This is a genomic window from Bradyrhizobium sp. 27S5, from assembly GCF_037217225.1.
Classification (GTDB): Bacteria; Pseudomonadota; Alphaproteobacteria; order Rhizobiales; family Xanthobacteraceae; genus Bradyrhizobium; species Bradyrhizobium septentrionale.
In genome coordinates this window covers 6,488,869-6,511,745 of the sequence record NZ_CP147714.1, presented here as the reverse complement: position 1 = coordinate 6,511,745, position 22,877 = coordinate 6,488,869, and the positions used below count along the sequence as shown (strand labels likewise).

Annotated in this window: 23 protein-coding genes; 9 read left to right on the top strand and 14 right to left on the bottom strand. The window is 64.6% G+C overall.

The window, feature by feature from the left end; translation table 11 throughout:
- Positions 1-37: 37 nt before the first annotated feature.
- The gene (locus WDM24_RS30810; RefSeq protein ID WP_338828441.1) at positions 38-1,867 is read right to left on the bottom strand and encodes an aminopeptidase P family protein; all 1,830 of its coding nucleotides are present in this window, start codon (positions 1,865-1,867) and stop codon (positions 38-40) included.
- A gap of 238 nt (positions 1,868-2,105) precedes the next feature.
- Between WDM24_RS30810 and WDM24_RS30805 the strand changes: the two genes are divergently transcribed.
- Positions 2,106-2,291, top strand: a complete 186-nt coding sequence (locus tag WDM24_RS30805) for a hypothetical protein (protein ID WP_338828440.1) — start codon at positions 2,106-2,108, stop codon at positions 2,289-2,291.
- 7 nt (positions 2,292-2,298) lie between these two features.
- Here WDM24_RS30805 and WDM24_RS30800 read toward each other — a convergent pair whose 3' ends face one another.
- The 3 genes from WDM24_RS30800 to WDM24_RS30790 form a co-directional block, all read right to left on the bottom strand.
- Positions 2,299-2,568 (bottom strand): hypothetical protein, encoded by a 270-nt coding sequence (locus WDM24_RS30800; RefSeq protein WP_166304866.1) that lies wholly within the window; start codon positions 2,566-2,568, stop codon positions 2,299-2,301.
- Between the two features lie 79 nt (positions 2,569-2,647).
- Entirely contained in the window at positions 2,648-3,151 is a 504-nt protein-coding gene (locus tag WDM24_RS30795; protein WP_338828439.1) for a hypothetical protein, read from the bottom strand.
- A 1-nt stretch (position 3,152) separates the two neighbouring features.
- On the bottom strand, positions 3,153-4,037 hold the full coding sequence (locus WDM24_RS30790) for a 50S ribosomal protein L11 methyltransferase (RefSeq protein WP_338828438.1): 885 nt from the start codon (positions 4,035-4,037) through the stop codon (positions 3,153-3,155).
- Positions 4,038-4,207: 170 nt separating this feature from the next.
- Between WDM24_RS30790 and WDM24_RS30785 the strand changes: the two genes are divergently transcribed.
- Positions 4,208-4,372 carry a Flp family type IVb pilin gene (locus tag WDM24_RS30785; RefSeq protein ID WP_166214980.1) on the top strand — a complete coding sequence of 55 codons (165 nt, stop codon included), beginning with the start codon at positions 4,208-4,210 and terminating at the stop codon, positions 4,370-4,372.
- 105 nt (positions 4,373-4,477) lie between these two features.
- On the top strand, positions 4,478-4,789 hold the full coding sequence (locus WDM24_RS30780) for a hypothetical protein (protein ID WP_338828437.1): 312 nt from the start codon (positions 4,478-4,480) through the stop codon (positions 4,787-4,789).
- A 370-nt stretch (positions 4,790-5,159) separates the two neighbouring features.
- On the opposite strand, the gene WDM24_RS30770 is transcribed toward WDM24_RS30780, so the two are convergent.
- On the bottom strand, positions 5,160-6,761 hold the full coding sequence (locus WDM24_RS30770) for an NAD(P)/FAD-dependent oxidoreductase (RefSeq protein WP_338828436.1): 1,602 nt from the start codon (positions 6,759-6,761) through the stop codon (positions 5,160-5,162).
- Positions 6,762-6,940: 179 nt separating this feature from the next.
- On the opposite strand from WDM24_RS30770, the gene WDM24_RS30765 reads away from it, so the two are divergent.
- Positions 6,941-9,205 carry a fused MFS/spermidine synthase gene (locus WDM24_RS30765; protein WP_338828435.1) on the top strand — a complete coding sequence of 755 codons (2,265 nt, stop codon included), beginning with the start codon at positions 6,941-6,943 and terminating at the stop codon, positions 9,203-9,205.
- A gap of 16 nt (positions 9,206-9,221) precedes the next feature.
- On the opposite strand, the gene WDM24_RS30760 is transcribed toward WDM24_RS30765, so the two are convergent.
- Entirely contained in the window at positions 9,222-9,809 is a 588-nt protein-coding gene (locus tag WDM24_RS30760; RefSeq protein WP_166304881.1) for a TetR/AcrR family transcriptional regulator, read from the bottom strand.
- A gap of 138 nt (positions 9,810-9,947) precedes the next feature.
- Between WDM24_RS30760 and WDM24_RS30755 the strand changes: the two genes are divergently transcribed.
- Complete coding sequence (locus WDM24_RS30755; protein ID WP_166304884.1) at positions 9,948-10,505, top strand: DUF308 domain-containing protein; 558 nt, start codon at positions 9,948-9,950, stop codon at positions 10,503-10,505.
- A 91-nt stretch (positions 10,506-10,596) separates the two neighbouring features.
- On the opposite strand, the gene WDM24_RS30750 is transcribed toward WDM24_RS30755, so the two are convergent.
- Both WDM24_RS30750 and WDM24_RS30745 read right to left on the bottom strand, forming a co-directional pair.
- Positions 10,597-11,448, bottom strand: a complete 852-nt coding sequence (locus tag WDM24_RS30750; protein WP_338828434.1) for an alpha/beta fold hydrolase — start codon at positions 11,446-11,448, stop codon at positions 10,597-10,599.
- Between the two features lie 258 nt (positions 11,449-11,706).
- Positions 11,707-12,498, bottom strand: coding sequence for a L,D-transpeptidase (locus WDM24_RS30745; RefSeq protein ID WP_338828433.1), 792 nt, complete (start codon positions 12,496-12,498; stop codon positions 11,707-11,709).
- 302 nt (positions 12,499-12,800) lie between these two features.
- Here WDM24_RS30745 and WDM24_RS30740 point away from each other — a divergent pair, with 302 nt between their 5' ends.
- Positions 12,801-13,130: a hypothetical protein gene (locus WDM24_RS30740; protein WP_338828432.1), complete on the top strand. Its 330-nt coding sequence runs from the start codon at positions 12,801-12,803 to the stop codon at positions 13,128-13,130.
- Between the two features lie 168 nt (positions 13,131-13,298).
- The gene (locus WDM24_RS30735; RefSeq protein WP_166294930.1) at positions 13,299-14,333 is read left to right on the top strand and encodes an IS110 family transposase; all 1,035 of its coding nucleotides are present in this window, start codon (positions 13,299-13,301) and stop codon (positions 14,331-14,333) included.
- Positions 14,334-14,658: 325 nt separating this feature from the next.
- On the opposite strand, the gene WDM24_RS30730 is transcribed toward WDM24_RS30735, so the two are convergent.
- The 5 genes from WDM24_RS30730 to WDM24_RS30710 all read right to left on the bottom strand — a co-directional run bounded on the left by WDM24_RS30730 (position 14,659) and on the right by WDM24_RS30710 (position 20,179).
- A complete protein-coding gene (locus tag WDM24_RS30730) occupies positions 14,659-15,420 on the bottom strand; it encodes an ABC transporter permease (protein ID WP_338828431.1) in 762 nt (253 codons plus the stop codon).
- Entirely contained in the window at positions 15,417-16,340 is a 924-nt protein-coding gene (locus WDM24_RS30725; RefSeq protein ID WP_338828430.1) for an ABC transporter ATP-binding protein, read from the bottom strand. The genes WDM24_RS30730 and WDM24_RS30725 overlap by 4 nt, the downstream gene beginning before the upstream one ends.
- Positions 16,341-16,482: 142 nt before the next feature.
- On the bottom strand, positions 16,483-17,166 hold the full coding sequence (locus tag WDM24_RS30720; RefSeq protein WP_338828429.1) for an OmpA family protein: 684 nt from the start codon (positions 17,164-17,166) through the stop codon (positions 16,483-16,485).
- A complete protein-coding gene (locus WDM24_RS30715; RefSeq protein ID WP_029078878.1) occupies positions 17,163-17,576 on the bottom strand; it encodes a hypothetical protein in 414 nt (137 codons plus the stop codon). Before WDM24_RS30715 ends, WDM24_RS30720 begins: the two co-directional genes overlap by 4 nt.
- A gap of 89 nt (positions 17,577-17,665) precedes the next feature.
- A complete protein-coding gene (locus tag WDM24_RS30710) occupies positions 17,666-20,179 on the bottom strand; it encodes an ATP-dependent helicase (RefSeq protein ID WP_338828428.1) in 2,514 nt (837 codons plus the stop codon).
- A 293-nt stretch (positions 20,180-20,472) separates the two neighbouring features.
- Here WDM24_RS30710 and WDM24_RS30705 point away from each other — a divergent pair, with 293 nt between their 5' ends.
- Positions 20,473-20,646, top strand: a complete 174-nt coding sequence (locus WDM24_RS30705) for a DUF1328 domain-containing protein (protein WP_024580088.1) — start codon at positions 20,473-20,475, stop codon at positions 20,644-20,646.
- Positions 20,647-20,658: 12 nt separating this feature from the next.
- On the opposite strand, the gene WDM24_RS30700 is transcribed toward WDM24_RS30705, so the two are convergent.
- Entirely contained in the window at positions 20,659-21,180 is a 522-nt protein-coding gene (locus WDM24_RS30700) for a thioesterase family protein (protein ID WP_338828427.1), read from the bottom strand.
- A 130-nt stretch (positions 21,181-21,310) separates the two neighbouring features.
- On the opposite strand from WDM24_RS30700, the gene WDM24_RS30695 reads away from it, so the two are divergent.
- The gene (locus tag WDM24_RS30695) at positions 21,311-22,735 is read left to right on the top strand and encodes an FAD-binding oxidoreductase (RefSeq protein WP_338691270.1); all 1,425 of its coding nucleotides are present in this window, start codon (positions 21,311-21,313) and stop codon (positions 22,733-22,735) included.
- Positions 22,736-22,877: the final 142 nt, after the last annotated feature.

Genomic DNA, 22,877 nt, shown 5'->3' with positions numbered 1-22,877 from the left:
TGAATGTGAGGAAAGGGATGCGGTAAACTCGACGCCGCTACTTCAGCACAGCCGTCGCCTCATCCAGCCACAGCTTCGTCGCGTTGTCGTCGAGATGCGGACGCACCACGCGCGCGACGCGGGCGTGGTAGTCGTTGAGCCAGGCCAACTCGTCTTGGCTCAGCAGGCTGACCTCGATCAGGCGGCGATCGATCGGCGCCAGGGTCAGCGTCTCGAAGGCGTTGACCGGCTTCTCGGCGCCGGCAATGTCGGTGCCGATCACGAGCTCGAGGTTCTCGATCCTTATGCCGTAGGCGTCGGTCTTGTAGTAGCCGGGCTCGTTGGACAGGATCATGCCGCGCTTCAGCGGCGTGGTGCCGAGCTTCGAAATCCGCGCCGGCCCTTCATGGACGCTGAGATAGCTGCCGACGCCGTGGCCGGTGCCGTGCTCGAAATCGATCCCGGCCTGCCAGAGATATTGCCGCGCGAAGCTGTCGAGCTGCGCACCGGTGGTGCCGTCGGGGAAGATCGCACGCGCGATCGCAATATGGCCGCGCAGCACGCGGGTGAAGCGGTCGCGCATCTCGTCGCTCGGCGTGCCGATCGCGATGGTGCGGGTGACGTCGGTGGTGCCGTCCTGATATTGCGCGCCGGAATCGATCAGCAGCAGGTCGCCGGGCGCGATGCGGCGGTTGCTCTTGCGCGTCACGCGGTAATGCACGATGGCGCCGTTCGGCCCGGTGCCGGCGATGGTAGGGAACGAGACGTCCTTCAGCGCGCCGGTCTGGCGGCGGAACGTCTCCAGCGCCTCGACGGTGTCGATCTCGGTGAGGTGGCCTGTGGGCGCCTCGCGGTCGATCCAGGCGAGGAAGCGCGCCAGCGCCACCGCGTCACGCTGATGCGCTGACCGGGTGCCCTCGATCTCAGTGATGTTTTTCACCGCCTTCAGCAGGCTGACCGGGTCGTTGCCGCGCACCGGCTTGCCGCCGGCGCCAGCGATCAGGCGGCTCAGCGCGTCCGCGGCGGTCGCGCTGTCCAGCGCGATCGAGGCGCCGCGCTTGGCGAGCTCGGTGAGTTTTGGCGCCAGCGCCGCCGGCTCCTCGACATCGGCGGATTGCTCGAGATGGTCGCGCGTCGCGTTCGACAGCTTGCGGTGATCGATGAACACCAGCGGCCGGCCGTCCTTCGGCACCAGCGCGTAGGACAGAGGCAGCGGCGTATGCGAGACGTCGGCGCCGCGGATGTTGAAGGCCCAGGCCACCGCGTGGCTGTCGGACAGCACCAGAGCATCGACCCCGAGCTTGTTGATCTCGAGCCGGATCCGCTTGAGCTTCTCGGCCTCGATCTCACCCGAAAACTGCGCACCGTGGATGCTGACCGGACCGAGCGGCGGGGCCGGCCGCTCGCTCCAGATCGCATCGACCGGGTTGCGGTCGACCGCGACCAGTTCGGCGCCGGCCTTGGTGCAGGCCGCCGCCAGCCGTTCCGCTGCCGCAGAAGTGTGCAGCCACGGGTCAAATCCTAGGCGGTCGCCGGCTGAGAGGTGCCGCGTCAGCCAGTGCTCCGGCGGCGGCTCGACCAGCGGCTCGACCTGCCAGGCCTTGGCGTCGACCTGCTTGGCGGCCTGCAGGGTGTAGCGGCCGTCGACGAACAGGGCGGCCTGCTTGCTCAGCACGATCGCGAGCCCGGCCGATCCGGTGAAGCCGGTCAGCCAGGCGAGCCGCTCCTCGGACGCCGCAACATACTCATTCTGCTGCTGGTCGGCGCGCGGAACCACAAACCCGGTCAGCTTGCGCCGCGCCAGCTCCTCGCGCAGCGCGCTCAAGCGCGCGGTCAGCGCCACGCCGCCTTCAGGCTCTTCGAACGTCTGGAAATGGGCTTCGAACATCGCTGTCGCACTCTCTTCGGATGGCGCATGATCTTCGCGCAAACGCGGCGCCTTTGTCGCGCCGGAAAGCCGGTTGTCCACCTTGCGCCACGCGGTCAGGCCTGACCATTATTTTGGCATAACTTATGCTTGAATCGTGGCATAGTAGAAACGACCGGACGATGTCCACTGCGCGTCCTTGGTCAAGCGTACGGGGGGTGTCCAGGAGTGTCTCAACTCAACGGTGAGGAGATGCACGATGCCTGCATTCACGTTTGAGAAGATCTCGCCGCCGGTCCCCCGCGGACCGGTCGCGCCGATCGAACAGAAGCAACGTGGCGCAATCGTCCAGATGCTAGACCGTTTCGTTGAGGCGCGTGCCAGGCGCGCAGCCAGTCAGGACAAGGTCGAGACTCCCGGCCGCGATCCTGCGCCGTCCAAATAGCTCTCCTTCAATCGTCGTGACGCTGGCCGAGGTACACGCCTCGGTCCCGGTCTTCGTACTCCAGAGGATATGATCCGCTGGGCCAGCCACGCTCGCGACCGTCATTGCGTACCCGCGGCCGGCTGTCATGACGCCCGGTTGGATAACCGCGATAGGGTTCGCCGGCATGGCTGCGGTCGGTGACGAGGCGGATGCCGGCGCCTTGGGCGTTGGCGACCGCCGGAGACGCGACAGCGAAGATCGCCGCGATGGTGAAGGCGCGAGTGGGACGTTTCATGCGGACGGTCTCCTTCGCCGAGATCACGAACAGGATCGCGGACCAACGCTTGATGATGCCTGCCGTTGCAGGGGTCTGACTATTCCAGGTCGGACGCCTTCGCCACGGTCACGTTGACGACCTTTGTGCCTTCGAGCTCGCGCACGATCCGCGCATCGGGCCCGACGATCCCCAGATCGAATTCACGCTCCGCCGTCAGCAGCGTGATGCGCTGACCGACGATGACGACGACGGTCATGTCGAGCGTCTCGCCGGACAGCGCCCATTCCCTCAGTTCATTGCGGAACGGCTCCCTGCGCCAGGCGTCCGGGAAGCCCGGATCGCATCTGGCCTCGAGGCCGTCGTCCGATGTGGTCAGGACAAGCTTCGACCGGGAGGGCTTCCAGTGCTCCTCCAGGAGGTCGTTGACGAGCCAGACGCAGCTGAACGAGCGGCATTCCTCCGGCCGGCTCGGGTAGATCCGGCAGCTGCGCCCCGGCTTGCAATGCGCGCACCAGGCGTTGGCGGGCTTCGCCAGTTCCTCGATCGCCATCACCTTGCAGCAGAGCGTGCAGTCGCCGCACTGTCTGCCGGTCGCGGTCATGTCACCTCACCGAGCGCAGCAGCAGGCTGCTCCAGCCCTCGATTCTGAGATGGCGCAGCGGCACCAGCCCGCGGGCGCGGTAGGCGGCGATGACAGCCGGCGCCTGGTGGGTCAGCAGGCCGGAGAGGATGACTTGCGCCGACGAAGCGAGGTGCCGCGCCATCGGCCCCGACAGCTGGCGTAGCGGGTTGGCCAGGATGTTGGCGAGCACCAGATCGAACGGCCCGTCCCCGGCAAAGCGCGGCGACGCAAAGCCGGTGGCGCGGATCACGTCGACCAGATGACCTGCCCCGTTGAGCCGGGCGTTCTCCGCGGCGACCTGGACGGACGGCGGATCGATATCGCTGGCCAGCACCCGGCCGTGCAGCGCCTTGGCGGCGGCAATCCCCAGCACGCCGGTTCCGGTGCCGAGATCGAGCACGCGCCGGGGCTGATAGGCCTTCAGCACGTGGTCGAGCAGCAGCAGGCAGCCGCGCGTGGTGCCGTGATGGCCGGTGCCGAAGGCGAGCGCCGCCTCGATCTCGATCCCGAGCTTGTTAGGCGGAATCCTGTGCCGGTCATGCTGGCCGTGGACGATGAAGCGGCCGGCCGCGACCGGGACGAGGTCCTCCAGGCTGGCCTTGACCCAGTCCTTTGCCTCAACAATATCAAAGACTAAAGTCTCTGCGACATCCTGCCGCACTACCTGTCCGATCAGCTCGCGCAGCAAGGATTGGTCCGGCGGGTCGGCAAAATGGACGGTGACGTCCCAGCGGCCGTCCGGCCGCTCGAAGGCTGCAAAGGCCGCCTGATCCTCGAAAAACAACTCGGAAAGCGCGTCGACCACGCGTTTTGCGGTCGATTCGTCTGACAGGGTGATGCTGGCGCGGTGTGTGGATGGGGTCATCGAAGGCCGGTAGCGCGGTTTTTGTTAAAATTTCAAGCGGGATTCATTCGAATATCGCGAGAATTGATAGGTTCCCGGTTCAGACAACCTTAGATGTTACCGTACTAGTACTGGTTCCGGCAGCGGAACTCCCGTTGCTTCAAGGCATCACAACCAAGGGCAGGGCTGCAATGAAGGCTTTTATCGTTAAGTTCTTGAAGAACGAATCCGGCGCGACCGCCATCGAATACGGACTGATTGCGACCGGCATCGCCATCGCCATCATCGCTGCGGTGAATGGCGTCGGCACGGCGCTGAGCGGGACCTTCAACTCGATCAGCGGTTCCCTGAAGTAATTTCGCAGACGGCGTTCTCAAGCAAGCACCGGGCAACGACGCCCGGTGTTTTCTTTTGAACCGGTCGTCCGGTAATGCCTCAGTTTGAAATTCGGGCGCTGGCCAATGGGCGTCATCGGGGCATTTTATGGCCTTATCAGCTTCAATGAATATGCAGTTTGTGCCAATCTCGGTGGTATGAACCGAGAACGGGATCGACGTGCCCTAGAAGCGCAGTTGAAATTCTGCCGCGCTCTCGCCGGCGCGTATCCGGACGGCCCGACCGCCGACAATCTGCAAAAATTGGAGAGCGAGATCAGACGCCAGCTCGACACGCTTGCTGATGAGGGGCGTACCGATCAGGCCAAGGGCGCCGCCCAAGAGTACGCCGACAGTCAGCGAGAGATTATCGGCGAACTTCGAAAGAAATTGAATTGAGACCGCCTCAGTTGGCGACCTCTAGGCGCTTCCTGTAAGGGCCTCGCTTCTTCGGCGCACCTTCCGCCTTGTCGATCAGTGTCACGGTGTCGCTCATTTCCAGTGGAGACGAAACGAGCCCAGCAGCCATGGCGGGCGGTAGTGTCTCAGTATGGAGACACTACCGGTCGTCCACAGAGCCACACGCGACTTGCCAACAGGATATGCGGCGCGTTGTTGCCAGGTTGTCAGCGACTGCTGCACCGCTAGTCCACCGGGATTTCCACCGGCTTTCCAGCACAAAGCGCTGCGGTTTACCCACAGCAGACCCACAGCTTCTCAACAATCCTGTTCACAGCTTGTCCCCGGAGCGCGCGGTCCGTCGTCCGCCCTATGCGAACAGCGCGCGATGGTCGGCCAGGATGGCGCGGGCGGCATTGTGGCCGGGGGCGCCGGTGACGCCGCCGCCGGGATGGGCGCCGGAACCGCAATGATAGAGGCCGCGGAGCGGGCCGCGGTAGTCGGCATGGCCGAGCATCGGCCGCGCCGAGAACAACTGGTTCAGCGTCAGCGCGCCGTGAAAGATGTCGCCGCCGAGGAGGCCGAACTGCCGTTCCAGGTCGAGCGGCGACAGGATTTGGCGGCCGACCACGCTGCCTGCGAAGCCGGGGGCGTAGCTGTCGACGGTTGCGATCATCAGATCGGCGACCTCCTCGCGATGGTCGTCCCAGGATTTTCCGTCCGGCAATTGCGGCGCGACGTGCTGGCAGAACAGGCTCGCGACATGCTTGCCCGGCGGGCTCAGGCTGTCGTCGAGCGTCGAGGGGATCAGCACCTCGACGACGGGCGCGCGGCTCCAGCCGAATTCGCGCGCATCGCGCCAGGCGCGATCCATGTAGTCGAGACTTGGCGCGATAATGATTCCAGCGGTGAGGTGATCGCCCGCACCAGGCAGCGCGGTGAACGAGGGCAGGGCGCGGAGCGCCACGTTCATCCTGAACGTGCCGGAACCATTCTGCCACCGCGAGATGCGCGCGCGGAATTCGGATGCCAGTGCGCCTGCCGGCACCAGGCGTGTGTACAGCAGCTTCGGATTGACGTTCGAGACGACGTATTTGGCGCGGATGGTCTCGCCATTGTCGAGGATGATGCCAGTGGCGCGATCCTTCTCGACGATCACCTCGCGCACGGGCGCATCAGTCTCGATCTCGACGCCATGGCCGCGCGCGGCGCGCGCCATCGCCTGGGTGATCGCGCCCATGCCGCCGATCGCGTGGCCCCAGACCCCCTTCTTGCCGTTCACCTCGCCAAACGCATGGTGCAGCATCACATAGGCCGAGCCGGCGGCGTAGGGGCTGGCATAGTTGCCGACGATGGCGTCGAAGCCGAACAGCGCCTTGACGAGATCGCTCTCGAAACGCTCGTCGAGCATCTCGCCGGCCGAGCGCGTGAACAAATCGAGCAGATCGCGCTGCTGCTCGAGCGACAGCCTGCGCAGGATGTTGGCGGTGCCGAGCGCATTGAAGGCCTCGCTCACCGCACTGACGCCAAAGCCCTCGACAAGGTTCGGCGGTGCGCGCAGCACGAATTGGCGCAGCACGTCGGCGATGGCTTCGAGTTCCCCGGAGAACACGCCGATCGTGGCAGCGTCCCGCTGGCTGAGCTTCGCGACCGATTGCTGGGTGCGGCCTTCGCCGGTCAGCAAATAGCTGCCGTCGGGCGCGGGGAGGAAGTTCTGGGCGCGGCGCTCGACGATCCTGAGGCCATGATCGGCAAGTTTCAGGTCAGACATGATTTGCGGGTTGAGCAAACTCACCGTGTAGGCGGCAACCGAATTGCGGAATCCCGGACAGAACTCCTCGGTGACGGCGGCGCCGCCGACCACCTTGCGGCGTTCCACGACCTTCACCCGCAACCCTGCCGTCGCAAGATAGGCCGCGCAGGTGAGGCCGTTGTGCCCCGCACCGATGATGACGACGTCTGTCTCGTTCATGTCCGCTTCAAGAAGCAGTGATTAGAGCACGTGCTGTGGCGCCGCAGCGCCGCGTCGTCAAGTCCGCGTGACCGTGGTTTCTTGTCCGTGATACTGCCTTATGCTCAATTCGCCTCCTCCGGTGCGCTGCCGCCGGACCGTCCGCTTCCGGCGCCCGCCGGGTCCATGCCGGAGCTTTCATGACATCTGAGCCGTCCGCCTCGCGAAACCGGCTGGTGCTGGTCGTCTATACCGCCGCGATCTTCGTCAGCGCCCTGTTGCTGTTCTCGGTGCAGCCGCTGTTCACCAAGATGGTGCTGCCACGGCTCGGTGGCTCGCCTGCGGTGTGGTCGGTGGCGATGGTGTTCTTCCAGTCGCTGCTGCTCGGCGGCTACGCCTATGCGCATCTCCTGATGAAGCTGAACAGCCGTGTCGTGCCGATCGTGGTGCATCTCGTGCTGCTCGTCATTGCGTTGCTGACGTTGCCGCTGTCGATCAAGAGCGGCTGGGGCGAGCCGCCAACTTCGGGCTATGCGATCTGGCTGCTCGGCCTGTTCGTGGTCTCGATCGGCCTGCCGTTCTTTGCGCTCGCCGCCAACAATCCCCTGCTGCAGGCCTGGTTCGTGCGCACCGGCCACCCCAATGGCCCCGACCCGTATTTTCTTTACGCCTCCTCGAACATCGGCAGTTTCCTGGCGCTGTTGTCCTATCCGGTGCTGCTCGAGCCGATGTTCACGTTGCGCACCCAGAACCTGATCTGGACCGGCGGCTATGGTCTCTTGATCGTCCTGATCGCGGGTTGCGGCGTGCTGCTGTTGCGATCGCCGGCCAATGCCGCCGCACTCAACATGCCGGCCGACGACATCAACGCGACGGCGCCGTCCTGGCCGCAGCGGGCGTTTTGGATCTTCCTTGCCGCCGTGCCCTCCGGCCTCTTGATCGCGGTGACGGCGCATATCTCGACCGACGTCGCCGCCGCGCCCTTGCTCTGGGTGCTGCCGCTGTCGCTGTATCTCTTGACCTGGGTGCTGGTGTTCCAGTCGCGGCCGCTGCTGCCGCACAAATGGATGCTGCTGGCGCAGCCGCTGGCGATCGCCGGCGTCGTGGTCCTGCTCGCGGTCGGCGGCGAGCAGAACCTGCTGCTCACGCTCGGCGGCCATCAGCTCTGCTTCTTCATCATCGCGATGGCCTGTCATGGCGAGCTGGCGCGCACCCGCCCGGCCGCGAAATATCTCACCGGCTTCTACGTCGCGCTGTCGTTCGGCGGCATGATCGGCGGCCTGTTCGCGGGACTTATTGCGCCTTTTACTTTCTCCTGGGTCGCCGAATATCCGATCCTGCTGGCGCTCGCCGCGCTCTGCCGCCCGCCCGGCGGCGCCGAGCGGCTGCCGCGCTGGAGCGCCTGGTACTGGCCGTTCCTCGCGGTGCTGGCGGTGGCGCTGATCGCGCCGAGCTATTCGGCCGGCGACATCTTCAAGTGGCTCGACGACCGGCGTGTCTGGATGATCGGCGCCGTCGGCGTGCTCTCGGCGCTGCTGGCGCTGGCGCTGAACGCCAACCGCTGGAAGATCTTTGCCACCGTCGTCGTCGCGCTGGTTGTGCTGCGCGCCTATCCATCCGACGACGGCCGCGTCGAAACCGTGCGCAGCTTCTTCGGCGTGCACAAGATCGTGGTGACGCCGAACGGGCAGTATCACGTGCTGATGCACGGCACCACGATCCACGGCGCCGAGAAGTTCAGGAACAACGACGGCACGCCGGTCACCGGGCGGCCGGAGCCGATCAGCTACTACCACAAGGACGGCGGCATCGGGCAGGCGATCACCGCCATCCGCGAGCGCAAGGGCGCGCCGCTGAAGGTCGCAGTGATCGGGCTCGGCTCGGGGACGCTGACCTGCGCCTCAGTGCCCGGCGAAGACTGGCGTTTCTTCGAGATCGACCAATCGATGGTCGACACCGCGCGCGACCCGAAATACTTCACCTACATCCAGAACTGCGAGCCGAACCTGAAGCCCGTGATCGGCGATGCGCGGCTGACCTTCGCCAAGGAGCCGGACGGCGTCTACGATCTCATCATCGTCGACGCCTATTCGTCGGACGCGATCCCGATCCATCTCGCCACCGAGGAGGCGATGGCGATCTACAAGGAGAAGCTGGCGCCGCAGGGCGCGGTCGTGATGCACGTCTCCAACCGTCACCTCGAACTGTCCAGCGTCGTGGTCGGCATCGCCGATGCCAATGACATGAAGAGCTGGGTCTATAGCGAGGATTCCGGCCGCGACAACGAGTACATCTTCTCGACCTCGGTCGTGGTCTCCGCCCGCGAGGAAGCTGATGTCGGCAAGCTCGCATCGTCGGATGTCTGGACCGAGACCGAAGCCGACGAGAAGCAGCGGGTCTGGACCGACGATTATTCGAACGTGCTGGGTGCGGTGTACCGCCGCCTGCGCGACGGCGAGCAGTAGGCTTGATCGGTCTTGCCTAGCGATCCGCTACCAGCAGCTTCGCGATCTGGGAGTTGACGATTGCGACGAACAACTCGGGATCGTTGAAAGCCCGCGCAGAGAGCATTGCGCCGTGAACCGATGCCATCAGCATTTGAGCCTCATCTTCCGGCCGCTTGTTCAAGTGGAATAAGTGCTGCTCTGCGCCGGCCTGCAGCACCGACGTCAGCCATCTTGCGAGACCATGGAAATGAGCCCGGACGCGTGAAGCGACCTCGTCCGGCAACATCGGCATCTCGCCGGCAAGCATCGCGCAGACGCAGAAGGGCAGCGAGGCATCCCGAATGCACGTCTGCCAGAAGTTCAGATAAGACTGCAGTTGTTCGGTCGGGCTCGAGAACTGCTCCTGGAGAGACCTCAGGCCCAGTTCCGCCTGCCGCCGGTAGCGATCCACCAGCACCGAGACCAATTCGGCCTTGGTCGGGAAGTGATGGTGAATGCTCGCCTTCCTGATGCCGATCGCATCGGAAATGTCGGCATAGCTGAACGCGTTGTAGCCTCCCGCGACGATGAGAGACTGGGCGACATCGAGAATTTTTTCCGAAGTCGAAATCGTCGGGTTCATAATGGCGCCTACCTTCCAGTAGGTAAGCTTGTCAAGCTATCCCAGCTCTCCCGTCCCACACAAGAAGGTGTCCGAGCGTCGGATTGACTCAAAAGCGCCATCTACCTACTAGTAGGAAGGCAAGCAAGGAGCCTGTCAATGCAAAGCCACCTTTCGACCCAATCCACCTGGTTGCGATCGTATTATTTCGGCCGCGGCATATTCTCGATCGCCTGGGTTGCCGCCGCCGTTCTGTTCAGGGGGCAACCCGGCGTCACCGCGTTTTTGCTCGTGATCTACCCGGCATGGGACGCCATCGCCAATCTGGCAGACGCCCGGGTCAATGGCGGTCTGAAGGCCAACCCATCCCAGGCATTGAACGTCGCGGTCAGCACGGTAACAGCGCTCGCCGTGATCGCAGCGGTCAGCCACAGCACATATGCCGTGCTGGCCATATTCGGAGTCTGGGCGATCCTTTCCGGTCTGCTGCAGCTGTACACGGGAGCAAGGCGCTGGCGTCATTACGGTGCGCAATGGGCAATGATCCTGAGCGGCGCGCAGTCGGCCCTCGCCGGTGGCTACATGATCAGCCAATCCATTGGCACCGTCGCGCCAACGATTCTGGATGTCGCTCCCTATGCGGGGTTCGGCGCGTTCTACTTCCTGGTGTCCGCAATCTGGCTCGTTGCGACAGCTTATCGCAACGCGCATGCGTAAGAGGGGCCTCGCATCGGAGAGCGCGCAGGCACTGAAGCTTCGGTTCTGATTGAATCAGAACCGAAGCTCGAGCTGGCGGTTCGACCGCCCGTTACTTGTCGTCGGCCACAGCCGCCGGCTTGTCCTTGTCCGGGCTTGACGCGGCGAGCAGCGGCATCGTCGGCGAGGTCTCGCCGGCGTCCTCGTCGAGGAATTGCTCCACCCCCGCCTGGATCGATGACTTGGCGCTGTCGGGGCCGCGGTCGCTGAGGTCGTTGTGCTGAAACTCGGTTCGGACCACCTTGATGCCGAGCCGGGCGCAGGTCTCGTCGTCGGGGACGACGCCCGGGTCCGCCTTGAAATGAGGGTCCTTCGAGCGGAACGAGAGGATCTTGATCCTCGCGTCGGTGATGAAGGGGACGCGCAGATTGTCCAGCGTGACCACCTTCTTGACCAGCTCGGGATGCTGCTTGGCGAAGAACATCGAGATGTCGCCGCCGTTGGAGTGGCCGATCAGCGTCAGCTGGCGATAGTTTGCGTTCGGATAGAGCTTCTTGAGCTCATCGATCGCATACATGATGTTGAAGGCGCCGCGGTTGTATTGCATGCGGCGGCCGACATATTCCTCGCCGACCTTGGTCACCATCGGCGCATCGCTGTCGAGATCATGCTGAATGCTGACCACGAGGTAGCCGCGCGACGCGAACAGATTGGTGAGGAACGAATACTCGGTGTTCTTGACGGTGTTGCCGTGGCTCAGGATCGCGACCGGCAATTCGATCATCTCGGCCATCGCCTGCATCTGCCGGTCACGCCGGACCGCGACCTCGACCGTGACGTTGCGGTCGTCGCGCAGCACGTCATGGAACGTCAGCATCGTGTGACGGATGGCCCATCGGTCCGTCGTGAAATAGCCGGCCATCGCCACGACGCACAGGCAAAGGACAATGAAGCCCCGTTTCATTTCGACCTCTGATACTGCCTACGTGACCCGCGCTTCTCGCCCTGATGTCATCAGGTACTCCGCGTGAATCGGCCTCCAGAGGCCAAGGCGGGCGCTATTGCCGCCGAATATCGGGCTAATTTTACAATCAGATGACGATGCAACGACGGGCCACGGCGCACGACGAGGTGGGCTCTTTACGACGGTCACAAGCGGGTGAGGGGAGCGTGAACTGACGGCGCGCGGCCTGCGGCGCCGTCAGCGGATCAGGAGAGCGTCTCAGTCCTGATAGTTGTTGCCGTAGAAGCCGCGCTGCTGCTGGTAGTACGGCCGCGGCTGGTAATTGCCCTGCGGCGCCGGCGCGTAGCCCTGGTTGCCGTAGTATTGTTGCTGGCCATAGCCCTGCGCGTCGTAGACGCGGCGGCTTGACGGCGGCGCCGGGTAGCGCTGCGCAGTCGAGCTGCCGTCGGCCGGATAGATGTAGCCGTCGTCGGCGCGGGCCTGCGCCGGATATTCGCGCGGCTGCGGCGTCAGCACGACGGGATCGCCGGCGGCGGCGGTGCCGTATTGCTCGTCTTGCTGCGGCGCGCGGCGGACGACGGCGGTGCCGTTGCGCCCACGCGGATTGCGCGCCAGTGCGACCTGGGATGAGCCGGTCAGCGTCACCGTGGTGTTGAGCACGCCTTGCTTCTGGATCAGCGCGTAGAGCGTCGTTGCGTTGTCGCGCGACAGCCGCACGCAGCCGTGCGAGGCCGGCGAGCCGAGCCGGTTCACCGAGTCGGTGCCGTGAATCGCGTGCCCGATCTTGGTGAAGAAGATCGAGTGCGGCATCGGTGCGTCGTCGAATTCCTTGGAGTAGTGATCCTCTTCCATGCGGAACGCGCGGAAGCTGCCGTTCGGCGTCTCGCGCGAGGGGATGCCGGTCGACACCGGCCAGTGATAGCGCGCGACGCCGTCGACCGCGACGGTCATCTGCTGGTTGTCCTTGTCGATGGTGATATCGACCTTGGCCTGCGCGGCGCCGGCCGCAAAAAGCATCACGGAAGTGAACGCAATGAGGAACGAACGCATTGTACCTTTGGCCTCCAGGCCTGATCGCGATGCCGCGGCTCTCCGTCCCCGGCAACCAATATGCACGGAATCCGAACTTGGTTCCAGTCGCGGACCCAGGCCATCTTTGAGCGCCATCGTTAATCCCGCGCACGGCGCAAACAAGGCCGAAGCCGGGCCCGCCGGTCGCGGCGGCCTGACTTTTTCGCGAGCAGGCCGCGACGATGCCCGCAATTGGCCGCCAACACGCAACCATCTGGCCGCATGGGCGTTTCACAATCCCGCCCCGGCGGCGCGATCGCGCCGAGCTTCAAGGAATCCAGATGAACAATACCAAGGTTAAGACCGCGGCCGTCGTTCCAGCCGGCCTCTCCGCGCGGCTCGTGCTTGCGGCCGCAGCCCTCGCTTTGACGCTGGTGGCAGTCCCCCATGCCGGCCATGCCCAGGGCATCGTCCGCGGGGCCCATGAGGGTGCCTATGAAGGCAACCGGGTCGCCGGCCCGGTGGGCGGCGTGGTCGGTGGCGCCGTCGGCGCTGGTGTCGGCGGCGCCATGGGCGCGGTCAAGGGCGTGTTCGGCATCCCAGATCGTGGCTACCGCCGTGGCCATCGCTGCCGGGGCTATTCCCGCCACGGCCATTTCCATTGTTATTAATGGGCAGGTGCGTAGATGGGGTAACGGGCCGGCCGCCCGCTCGCTACGGCGCGATTTGGAAGCGCGCTCGCGAGCGGCCTGTTGGTTGGAAGGCGGTCGTCCCTCAAACTGATGGTGTCAATAAACGGAGTCGGGCAAGCCCGCTCCAAGCATCATTAAGGGACGACCATGTACCACTATGCAGGAATCGACGTGTCTTTGGAATGCTCGAGCGTCTGCCTTGTCGATGGGACAGGTAAGATTTTGCGCGAGGCGAGGGTTGCGAGTGAGCCGGAGGCCTTGATCACCTGGTTGCGGTCGCTGGGGTTGGTGCTGGAACGGATCGGGCTGGAGGCTGGTCCGCTGTCGCAATGGCTCTACGCAGCGATGCGGGATGCGGGCCTGGCAGTCGAACTGTTGGAGACGCGGCACGTCCGCGATGCCTTCAAGGCGATGCCGGTGAAGTCGGACCGCAACGATGCCCGCGGGATCGCGCAACTGATGCGGCTGGGCTGGTTCCGGCCGGTGCACTGCAAGTCGATCGAAGCGCAGGAGACGCGGGCGGTTCTGACGGCACGCAAGCTGCTGCAGTCCAAGCTGCGCGACATCGAGAACAGCCTGCGCGGCGTGCTCCGCGGCTTCGGTCTGAAGGTCGGCACGACCACCGAGCGCACGTTCGCCGAACGCATCCGGGAGCTCGTAGCGGGCCATCCCGGACTTGAGATCGTGGCACAGGCGCTGCTCGAAGCCCACGCCGTGCTGCGGCGCGAGTTCAATGGCCTGGATAAGCACACCCAAAAGCTCGCCAGGTCGCACCCTCAAGCCCGCCTCCTGATGACGACACCGTCCGTCGGCCCGATCGTGGCGCTTACCTACGCCTCGGCGGTCGACGACCCGAAGCGCTTCCGGTCCTCGAAGGCGACGGGAGCGCATTTTGGCCTCACCCCGAAGAAGTACCAATCGGGCGAAACCGACTATACCGGCCGCATCAGCAAGATCGGCGATGCCTCCGTGCGCGAGGCGCTCTATCAGGCGGCTCACGTCATGCTGACCAAGCCGGTCAGGAACTGCTCGGCGCTGAAAGGCTGGGCGATGCGGATCGCCCGGCGCGCAGGCCTGCGCAAGGCCAAGGTGGCGCTCGCACGCAAGCTCGCCGTCGTTCTGCATCGCATGCTCGCCGACGCCAAACCGTTCAACCCGATGGCCAAGGCCTCGGCAACCTAAGCAAGGAGCAGCAATCGGTTCTGGGCGGGCCACGACACCAGGCTCTCCCTGAGCGAGGTCCCTGCGCCGGGACGATGGATCCGGTCAGGCCGCCATCCGGGAAGTGGCTCACAACCACGCTTCCGTAGATTGGCCGGCCGGCTCCTCAATGCACCCCATCAGGCGACGGCCTTCGCGCCGATCCCGTACAGAAGCAAGTGCCCGGCGAGTGGATCACGCAAAAAGGGATTGACTTACAAAGGCCCGTTACAGAAGCCCGGATGAAGCGCAAGCGAAATCCGGGGCCGCTCTTGGTAAGTCGCTTAGCTGTCCCGGGCTACAAGCGTCAATTCTTCAGCCGGTAGCCGGTCCTGAAGATCCATGCCACGACGGCCATGCACGCCACCAGGAAGCCCACGGTCATGCCGAGGCTCAGCACCACGCTGACATCGGCGATCTCATAGAAGCTCCAGCGGAAGCCGGAGATCAGATAGACCACGGGATTGAGCAGCGTGATGGTGCGCCAGCCCGACGGCAGCATGTTCACCGAATAGAAGCTGCCGCCGAGGAAGGTCAGCGGCGTCACCACCAGCATCGGGATCATCTGCAGCTTCTCGAAGCCGTCGGCCCAGATGCCGATGATGAAGCCGAACAGGCTGAAGGTGACGGCGGTCAGCACCAGAAAGGTCAGCATCCAGACCGGATGCTGGATATGCAAAGGTACAAAAAGTCCGGCGGTCGCCAGGATGATCAGCCCGAGGATGATCGACTTGGTGGCGGCGGCGCCGACATAGCCGATCACGATCTCCAAATAGGAGATCGGAGCCGACAGGATCTCGTAGATCGTGCCGACGAATTTCGGGAAGTAGATGCCGAACGAGGCGTTGGAGATGCTCTGCGTCAGCACCGCCAGCATCACCAATCCCGGCACGATGAAGGTGCCGTAGCTGACGCCCTCGACCTCGGTGATGCGCGAACCGATCGCGGCGCCGAACACCACGAAATACAGCGAGGTCGAGACAACAGGCGAGACGATGCTCTGCAGCAGCGTGCGCCAGGTGCGTGCCATTTCGAACAGATAGATGGCCCGGATTGCGCGGTAATTCATGGCGCCCTCACGATGCTGACGAAGATGTCCTCAAGTGAGGATTGCTTCGTGTCGAGATCGGAGATGCGGATGCCGGCGTTGCGGAGGTCGCTGAGCAGGCTGGTGATGCCGGTGCGGTCGCCCTTGGTGTCGTAATCATAGGTCACCGCGCGGCCGTCGTCGGACAATTCGAGATGGTAGGCGGCAAGATCAGGCGGAACCGCGTCGAGCTTGCTCTGCAGGTGCAGCGTCAGCTGCTTCTTGCCGAGCTTCTGCATCAACGTCGCCTTGTCCTCGATCAGGATGATCTCGCCCTTGTTGATGACGCCGATGCGGTCGGCCATCTCCTCGGCTTCCTCAATGTAGTGCGTGGTCAGGATGATGGTGACGCCGGCAGCCTGCAGCGTGCGAACCACCTCCCACATGCCCTTGCGCAATTCGACGTCGACGCCGGCGGTGGGCTCGTCGAGGAACAGGATCTGTGGCTCGTGCGACAGCGCCTTGGCGATCATCACACGGCGTTTCATGCCGCCGGACAGTGTGATGATCTTGTCGTCCTTCTTGTCCCACAGCGACAGGTCGCGCAGCACCTTCTCGATATGGGCGGGATTCTTCGGCCTGCCGAACAGACCGCGGCTGAAGCTGACGGTCGCCCACACCGATTCGAACGCGTCGGTGTGCAGTTCCTGCGGCACCAGCCCGATCATCGACCGCGCCGCGCGATAGTCGCCGATGATGTCATGCCCGCCGATCGTGATACGGCCCTCGCTCGGATTGGCGATGCCGCAGATGATGCTGATCAGCGTGGTCTTGCCGGCGCCGTTCGGCCCGAGCAGCGCGAAGATCTCGCCTTTGGCGATATCGAGGTTGATGCCCTTCAGCGCCTTGAAGCCAGAGCCATAGGTCTTTGAAAGATTGGATACGGAAATGATCGGCGACATGAAGGATCGAAAGCGTGAGGGAGGGGGCGCGCGCGGATTGGGGCCCGGGCGGGGGGTCAAGCGCAAATAGGAACGCGCAATCTGTTCCGCAATCGCTCGCCGAGGCAGAAAATTCATTCTGCAGTGTGGCGGAAAAGCCGCGCTAGTGCCTCTTGGCCGGCTTCGCCGGCTTCTTGGCGGCCGCCGCCGGCGCCGGGTGCGCGGGCGGCTCGTCGGCGACCTTCGCGACCAGCATGATCTGCAGCTGGTTGTTGACCGGCGCGTTGGGGCGGGCGGGGTCGAGCAGCTGCTCTTCGCCGAGCCCGACCGATTGCAGGCGCTTCGGTGCGATCTTGAAGGTGTTGACCAGGATGTCGCGAATCGCGTCCGCGCGCCGCTGGCTCAGCAGCACGTTGTTGTCGCGCCGTCCGGTCGATTCGATGTGGCCGACGATCAGGAACGTGTAGGGCAGCAGCGAGGAATGCGTCAGCGCGTCGGCGATCCGTCCGACGGTCTGATACGATTCCGGCATCACGATCGGCGTGTCGACGTCGAACGCGATGTCGGCATTGAACGCCGGCAGCTTGGTCAGGTCGGGAGCGATCGGGGGGCGCTTTTGCGGCGGCGGCTCGTTCTTCGATCGCGACTTCGATCGTTCGAGCGTCTGCTGGCGCAGCGCCGGGACATCGATCGCGGCGTCGGTCTCGAAATGATTGAGCTTGGCGATGACGTCGTCGCGCGTGACCGCGGTCTGCGCCTGCACGAGCGGCGCCGCCAGCAACGTCAGCGCGGCGAGCAGACCCAACAGGCCAAGATCGCGCAAGCCGCCCGTCGACCGCCGCATCATTGATACCCCGCGTCATTGATCGCCTGGGCGCAATTGCGGCTGACGCCCTTGGCTGCGACGAGGCAGGGCACCGCCTTGCTGGTCTCCTTGGTCGAGCCGTTGCACACCTTGACGATCTCGCGGGTGCAGGCGTTTGCCACCGTCACGCGCGCCGCGATCCGCTTCTGGATCGTATCGAGGGTGGAGAAGTAAGTCTCCTTGCACTGCGGCGATATCACGTCGCGGTTGCGCGACAGGCACTCCTTGAGGCGGGTGGCGTCGAGATTGACGCCGCGGCAGTTGGCGGTGATGTCGGCGCCGCAGGCCTTGGCGAGCTGCGCGGCCGAATCGCCAAAGCTCATCGTCTCCGCGACCGCCAGCGACGGCGCAGTGAGCGCGATGACAAAAAGGAAAAACCCTCCCCGGACCATGGGGCCATCTCAACCCGTGAATTCAACTGGGGTCAAGAGCTACGAACAGGGAAGGCCGCCAGGGAAGGTCGCCAGGGAAGGCTGCTCACTCACACCCGTTCCACAAAGCTGTCGACCACCTTCTTCTCGCCGGCCTTTTCGAAGGCGATGGTCAGCTTGTTGCCGTCGATCTTCACCACATGGCCGTAGCCGAATTTCTGGTGAAACACCCGATCCTCCAGCGAGAATTCCGACACCGTGCCGGTGGATTTCGCCACCAGCTCGCCCTCGATCACCATCGGGCCGCGCTTGGTGCGACTGAAGCTATCCGAGGAAAAGGAGGATTGCCGCTCCTCGAAGCCGCCGCTGCGCGCCCCGCCACCGCGGCCGCGGTTGGCCTGGGCGCGCTGCCAGCCCGGGGTCGAATAGCTCGAGCCGAATGATTCGAGGTTGTCGAAGCGCGAGGCGCCGTAGCCGCCGCTGCCCCCCCAGCCCGAGCCGCCCTTGGATTCGGTGATCTCGACATTGTGCGCCGGCAACTCGTCGAGGAAGCGCGAGGGGATCGTGGTCGACCAGGTGCCATGGATGCGGCGGTTGGTGGCGAAATAGATCTTGGCGCGGCGGCGGGCGCGGGTCAGCCCGACATGGGCGAGACGGCGCTCCTCCTCGAGCCCGGCGCGGCCTTGCTCATCCAGCGTGCGCTGGCTCGGGAACAGGCCTTCCTCCCAGCCCGGCAGGAACACATTGTCGAATTCCAGCCCCTTGGCCGAATGCAGCGTCATCAGCGACACCGCCTCGTCGCCGGCCTCGCCGTCGCGGTCCATCACCAGCGAGATATGTTCGAGAAACCCTTGCAGGTTCTCGAATTCCTCCATCGAACGCACCAGCTCCTTGAGGTTGTCCAGCCGGCCCGCGGCGTCAGCCGAGCGGTCCTTCTGCCACATCTCGGTATAGCCGCTCTCGTCGAGCACGATCTCGGCGAGCTCGGTATGCGAGACAACCTCGCGCTGGGCGCGCCAGCGGTCGAACTGCATCACGACATCGCGCAGGGAGCCGCGCGCCTTCGGCTTCAGCTCGTCGGTCTCGACCACGGCGCGCGCCGCCTCGAACAGCGGAATGCGGCGCTTGCGGGCATGGTCGTGCAGCAGCTGCACGGTGGCATCGCCGAGCCCCCGTTTGGGCACGTTGACGATGCGCTCGAAGGCGAGATCGTCGGCCGGCGAGTTGATGGTGCGCAGATAGGCCAGCGCATCGCGGATTTCGGCGCGCTCATAGAATCTGGGGCCGCCGATCACGCGATAGGGCAGGCCGAGCGTGACGAAGCGGTCTTCGAACTCGCGCATCTGGAACGAGGCGCGGACCAGAATGGCGACGTCGTTGAGGTTTTCGCCCGCGCGCTGCAACCCCTCGAGCTCCTCGCCGATCGCGCGCGCCTCCTCTTCCGAATCCCAGGAGCCGGTGACGGTGACCTTCTCGCCGTCGACATCCTCGGTGCGCAGCGTCTTGCCGAGCCGGCCTTCATTGTGCGCGATCAGATGCGAGGCCGCGGCCAGGATGTGGCCGGTGGAGCGGTAGTTGCGCTCGAGCCGGATCACCTTGGCGCCAGGAAAATCGTGGTCGAAGCGCAGGATGTTGTCGACCTCGGCGCCGCGCCAGCCATAGATCGACTGGTCATCGTCGCCGACGCAGCAGATGTTCTTGAGCGGCGCGGAGGGAGCGGCCGGCGCGGGCTGTGCGCTTGCTGCCTCCCTTGCGGCCGCATCATCGATCGGACCCGGAATCACCGCCGAGAGCGGCAGGCCGGGCTGCGACGGCGCCTGCGACAGCAGGCGCAGCCACAGATACTGCGCGACGTTGGTGTCCTGATATTCGTCGACCAGGATGAACTTGAAGCGGTTCTGGTACTGCCGGAGCACGTCAGGATTTTCGCGGAATAGCCTGATGTTCTCGAGCAGCAGGTCGCCGAAATCGGCGGCGTTGAGGATCTTCAGCCGCTCCTGATAGGTCGCGTAGATCTTGCCGCCCTTACCGTTGCCGAACGAGGCGGCCTCGCCGGACGGCACCTGCGACGGCGACAGCCCGCGGTTCTTCCAGCTGTCGATCAGGCCGGCCAGCATCCGCGCCGGCCAGCGCTTGTCGTCGATGTTCTCGGCCTGCAGAAGCTGTTTGAGCAGCCGCACCTGGTCGTCGACGTCGAGCACCGTGAAGTTCGATTTGAGCTGCACCAGCTCGGCATGGATGCGCAGGATGCGGCCGCCGATCGAGTGGAAGGTGCCGAGCCACGGCATGCCCTCGACCGCCTGGCCCAGCATCTGGCCGAGCCGCAGCTTCATCTCGCGCGCTGCCTTGTTGGTGAAGGTCACCGACAGGATTTCGTGCGGCCGCGCGCGGCCCTGGCTCAGGATATGCGCGATGCGCGTGGTCAGCACCCGCGTCTTGCCGGTGCCGGCGCCGGCGAGCACCAGCACGGGGCCGTCGAGCGTCTCGACCGCCTCGCGCTGCTCCGGATTGAGGCCCTGGAGATATTGCGGACCCGCCGCCGCCCGCGCACGCGCGGCGATGCCCCCAGCAACCGGCTGGTGCTCGGGAACGCCGTGAGGGGGCAATTTGCTCGGCTCGGTCATCAGCGAATCGTCTCGGCCCCACGATGGCACCGCGGGACGGTGAAGGGGAGCCTTCTTAACAGGGATTGAGGGGCATATAGGGCCTGATCGGCCGTTTTGACAGGTTTTATCGCGGCCGACAGGAACGCTTTTGGCAGCAGCGTACAACCGGCCCGGTTCCTGAAATCGGCGAAAATTTCGCGGTTTCGCGGTCAGGAACCAGCGTTTCCCCGCAGGATTGTTTTCAACAAGTTCGGCGCCGGGCAGAGGTCCGCGCCGGGAAACGAACGAGGAAACGAAGCGGAGGTTTGATCATGCTGAGCTGGGTCGTCACATTCCTGGTCATCGCCCTGATCGCGGGAGTTCTGGGCTTCGGCGGCATCGCCGGCGCCTCGATCGAAATCGCCAAGGCGATCTTCTTCATCGCCATCATCCTGTTCCTGGTGTCGGCGGTGGTCGGATTGGCGCGTGGCCGCACAAGGGTCTAGCGCGGCGCTTGGTTACTTCTTGGTGGAGGGCATCGCCACGTTGCGGCCGATGCCCTCCGGACGCGGCACGCCCGCATAGCTCTCCACGATCGCCCGGGCGCGCGCCTGGATGTCAGGCGGAAACGGCGCCACCTTGCGCGCCTCCATGTCGATGTGCAGCGTGAGGTTTTCCGAAGTCGCCGAGAGCCAGCCCTCGGTGGCGTGGCGCAGCTCCTCGAAGGTGTGCAGCCGCTTCTCGTCGGCGCCGAGCATGAAGACCGAGACCTGCACGGGATCGCCGAGATGAATCTCCCGCAAGTAGCGGACGTGACACTCGGCGGTGAAGGTCGAGCAGTGCCGCGCCTTCATGTAGGCCGGCCCGATGCCGAGCTGCAGCCACATCTCGTCGATGGCGCGGTCGAACATCACGTTGTAGTAGGCCATGTTGAGATGGCCGTTATAATCGATCCATTGCGGCTCGATCTGCATCAGAGAGGATTTGAACGGGGCTGATGGAAGCGGCATCTCGCTTGCGGCAGTCACTGACGTCATCATCCATCCCCGGTTTGCTGGCGTTCGAGCATGAGCTTTTCTGTGACTCCAGCGGCCACTTTTTCAAGTCTGGCTCTCTTGACCCCTTATACAAGCTTTGCCACGGTCGGCTAAAGCCGGGAGGAAATTTGACGTGGCGACAACGATTTCGAGCAATTTGACGCGACCTGAGCCGCAGGCCCTGAAGCGCGCGATCGACGCGCTGGCGGCACGGTTCGGCAACCGGCTCGTCACGTCTTTAGCGGTGCGCGAACAGCACGCCCATACCACCACATGGCTGCCGAACCAGCCGCCGGACGCGGTGGTGATGGCGCAGGAGACGGCTGACATTCAGGACGTGGTGCGGATCTGCGCCGCAAGCCGCGTGCCGGTCATCGCGTTCGGTACCGGAACCTCGCTCGAGGGCCAGGTCAATGCGCCGGCGGGCGGCGTCTGCATCGATCTGCGCGACATGAATAAGGTGCTCGAGGTGCATGCCGAGGACCTCGACTGCGTGATCCAGCCCGGCGTGACGCGCAAGGCGCTGAACGAGCATCTGCGCGACCAGGGCCTGTTCTTCCCGATCGATCCCGGCGCCGACGCCTCGCTCGGCGGCATGACCTCGACCCGCGCCTCCGGCACCAACGCGGTGCGCTACGGCACCATGCGCGAGAACGTGCTGGCGCTGAAGGTGGTGCGCGGCGACGGCGAGATCATCACCACAGGCACGCGGGCCAAGAAGTCGTCGGCCGGCTACGACCTGACGCATCTGTTCATTGGCGCTGAAGGCACGCTCGGCATCATCTCCGAGCTCACCATCAAGCTGCGCGGTATTCCCGAAACGATCGCAGCCGCGGCCTGTTCGTTCGAGACGGTGCGCGGCGCCTGCCAGGCGACCATCCTCGCCATCCAGACCGGAATCCCGGTCGCCCGCATCGAGCTGCTCAACGCCGAGCAAGTGAAGGCCTGCAACAGCTATTCAAAACTGTCGCTGCCGGAGACGCCGCTGCTGCTTTTGGAATTCCACGGCAGCGAGGTGGAGGTTGCCGAGCAGTCGAAGAATTTCCGCGACATCGCCGCCGAATGCGGCGGCGGCGACTTCTCCTGGACCACCAAGCCGGAAGACCGCACCAGGCTGTGGCAGGCCCGGCACGACGCCTACTGGTCGGTGAAGGCGCTGCGTCCCGGCGACCGCATCGGCGTCGTCGCGACCGACGTCTGCGTGCCGATCTCGCGGCTTGCCGACTGCGTCACCGAGACCGAGGACGATCTGAAGCGGCTCAATCTGCTTTCGCCGATCGTCGGCCATGTCGGCGACGGCAATTTCCACTGCTCGCTGGTCTGCGACATCGACAACAAGGACGAGATGGCGCGTGGCGAGGAGTTCATGCATCGTCTGGTCGAACGCGCGCAAGCGATGGGCGGCACCTGCACCGGCGAGCACGGCATCGGCCAGGGCAAGCAGAAATACCTGAAGGCCGAGCTCGGGGTGGAGGCGCTCGACGCGATGCGGGCGCTGAAGCAGGCACTCGATCCGCAGAACATCTTCAATCCCGGAAAGATCGTCCCGGCCGCCTGAGGCGTCATTACTCAGCAGCGCAGTATCCGCGAGCGGTTGCGCGCTGCGATCGCGCGGAACTTTTCCGTCCGTCCGGCGTCTTTCCTGTGCCGTAGTGTATTGGCGCGGAGCGAGACAGAAGTGATCGGACGGGCAATCGGAA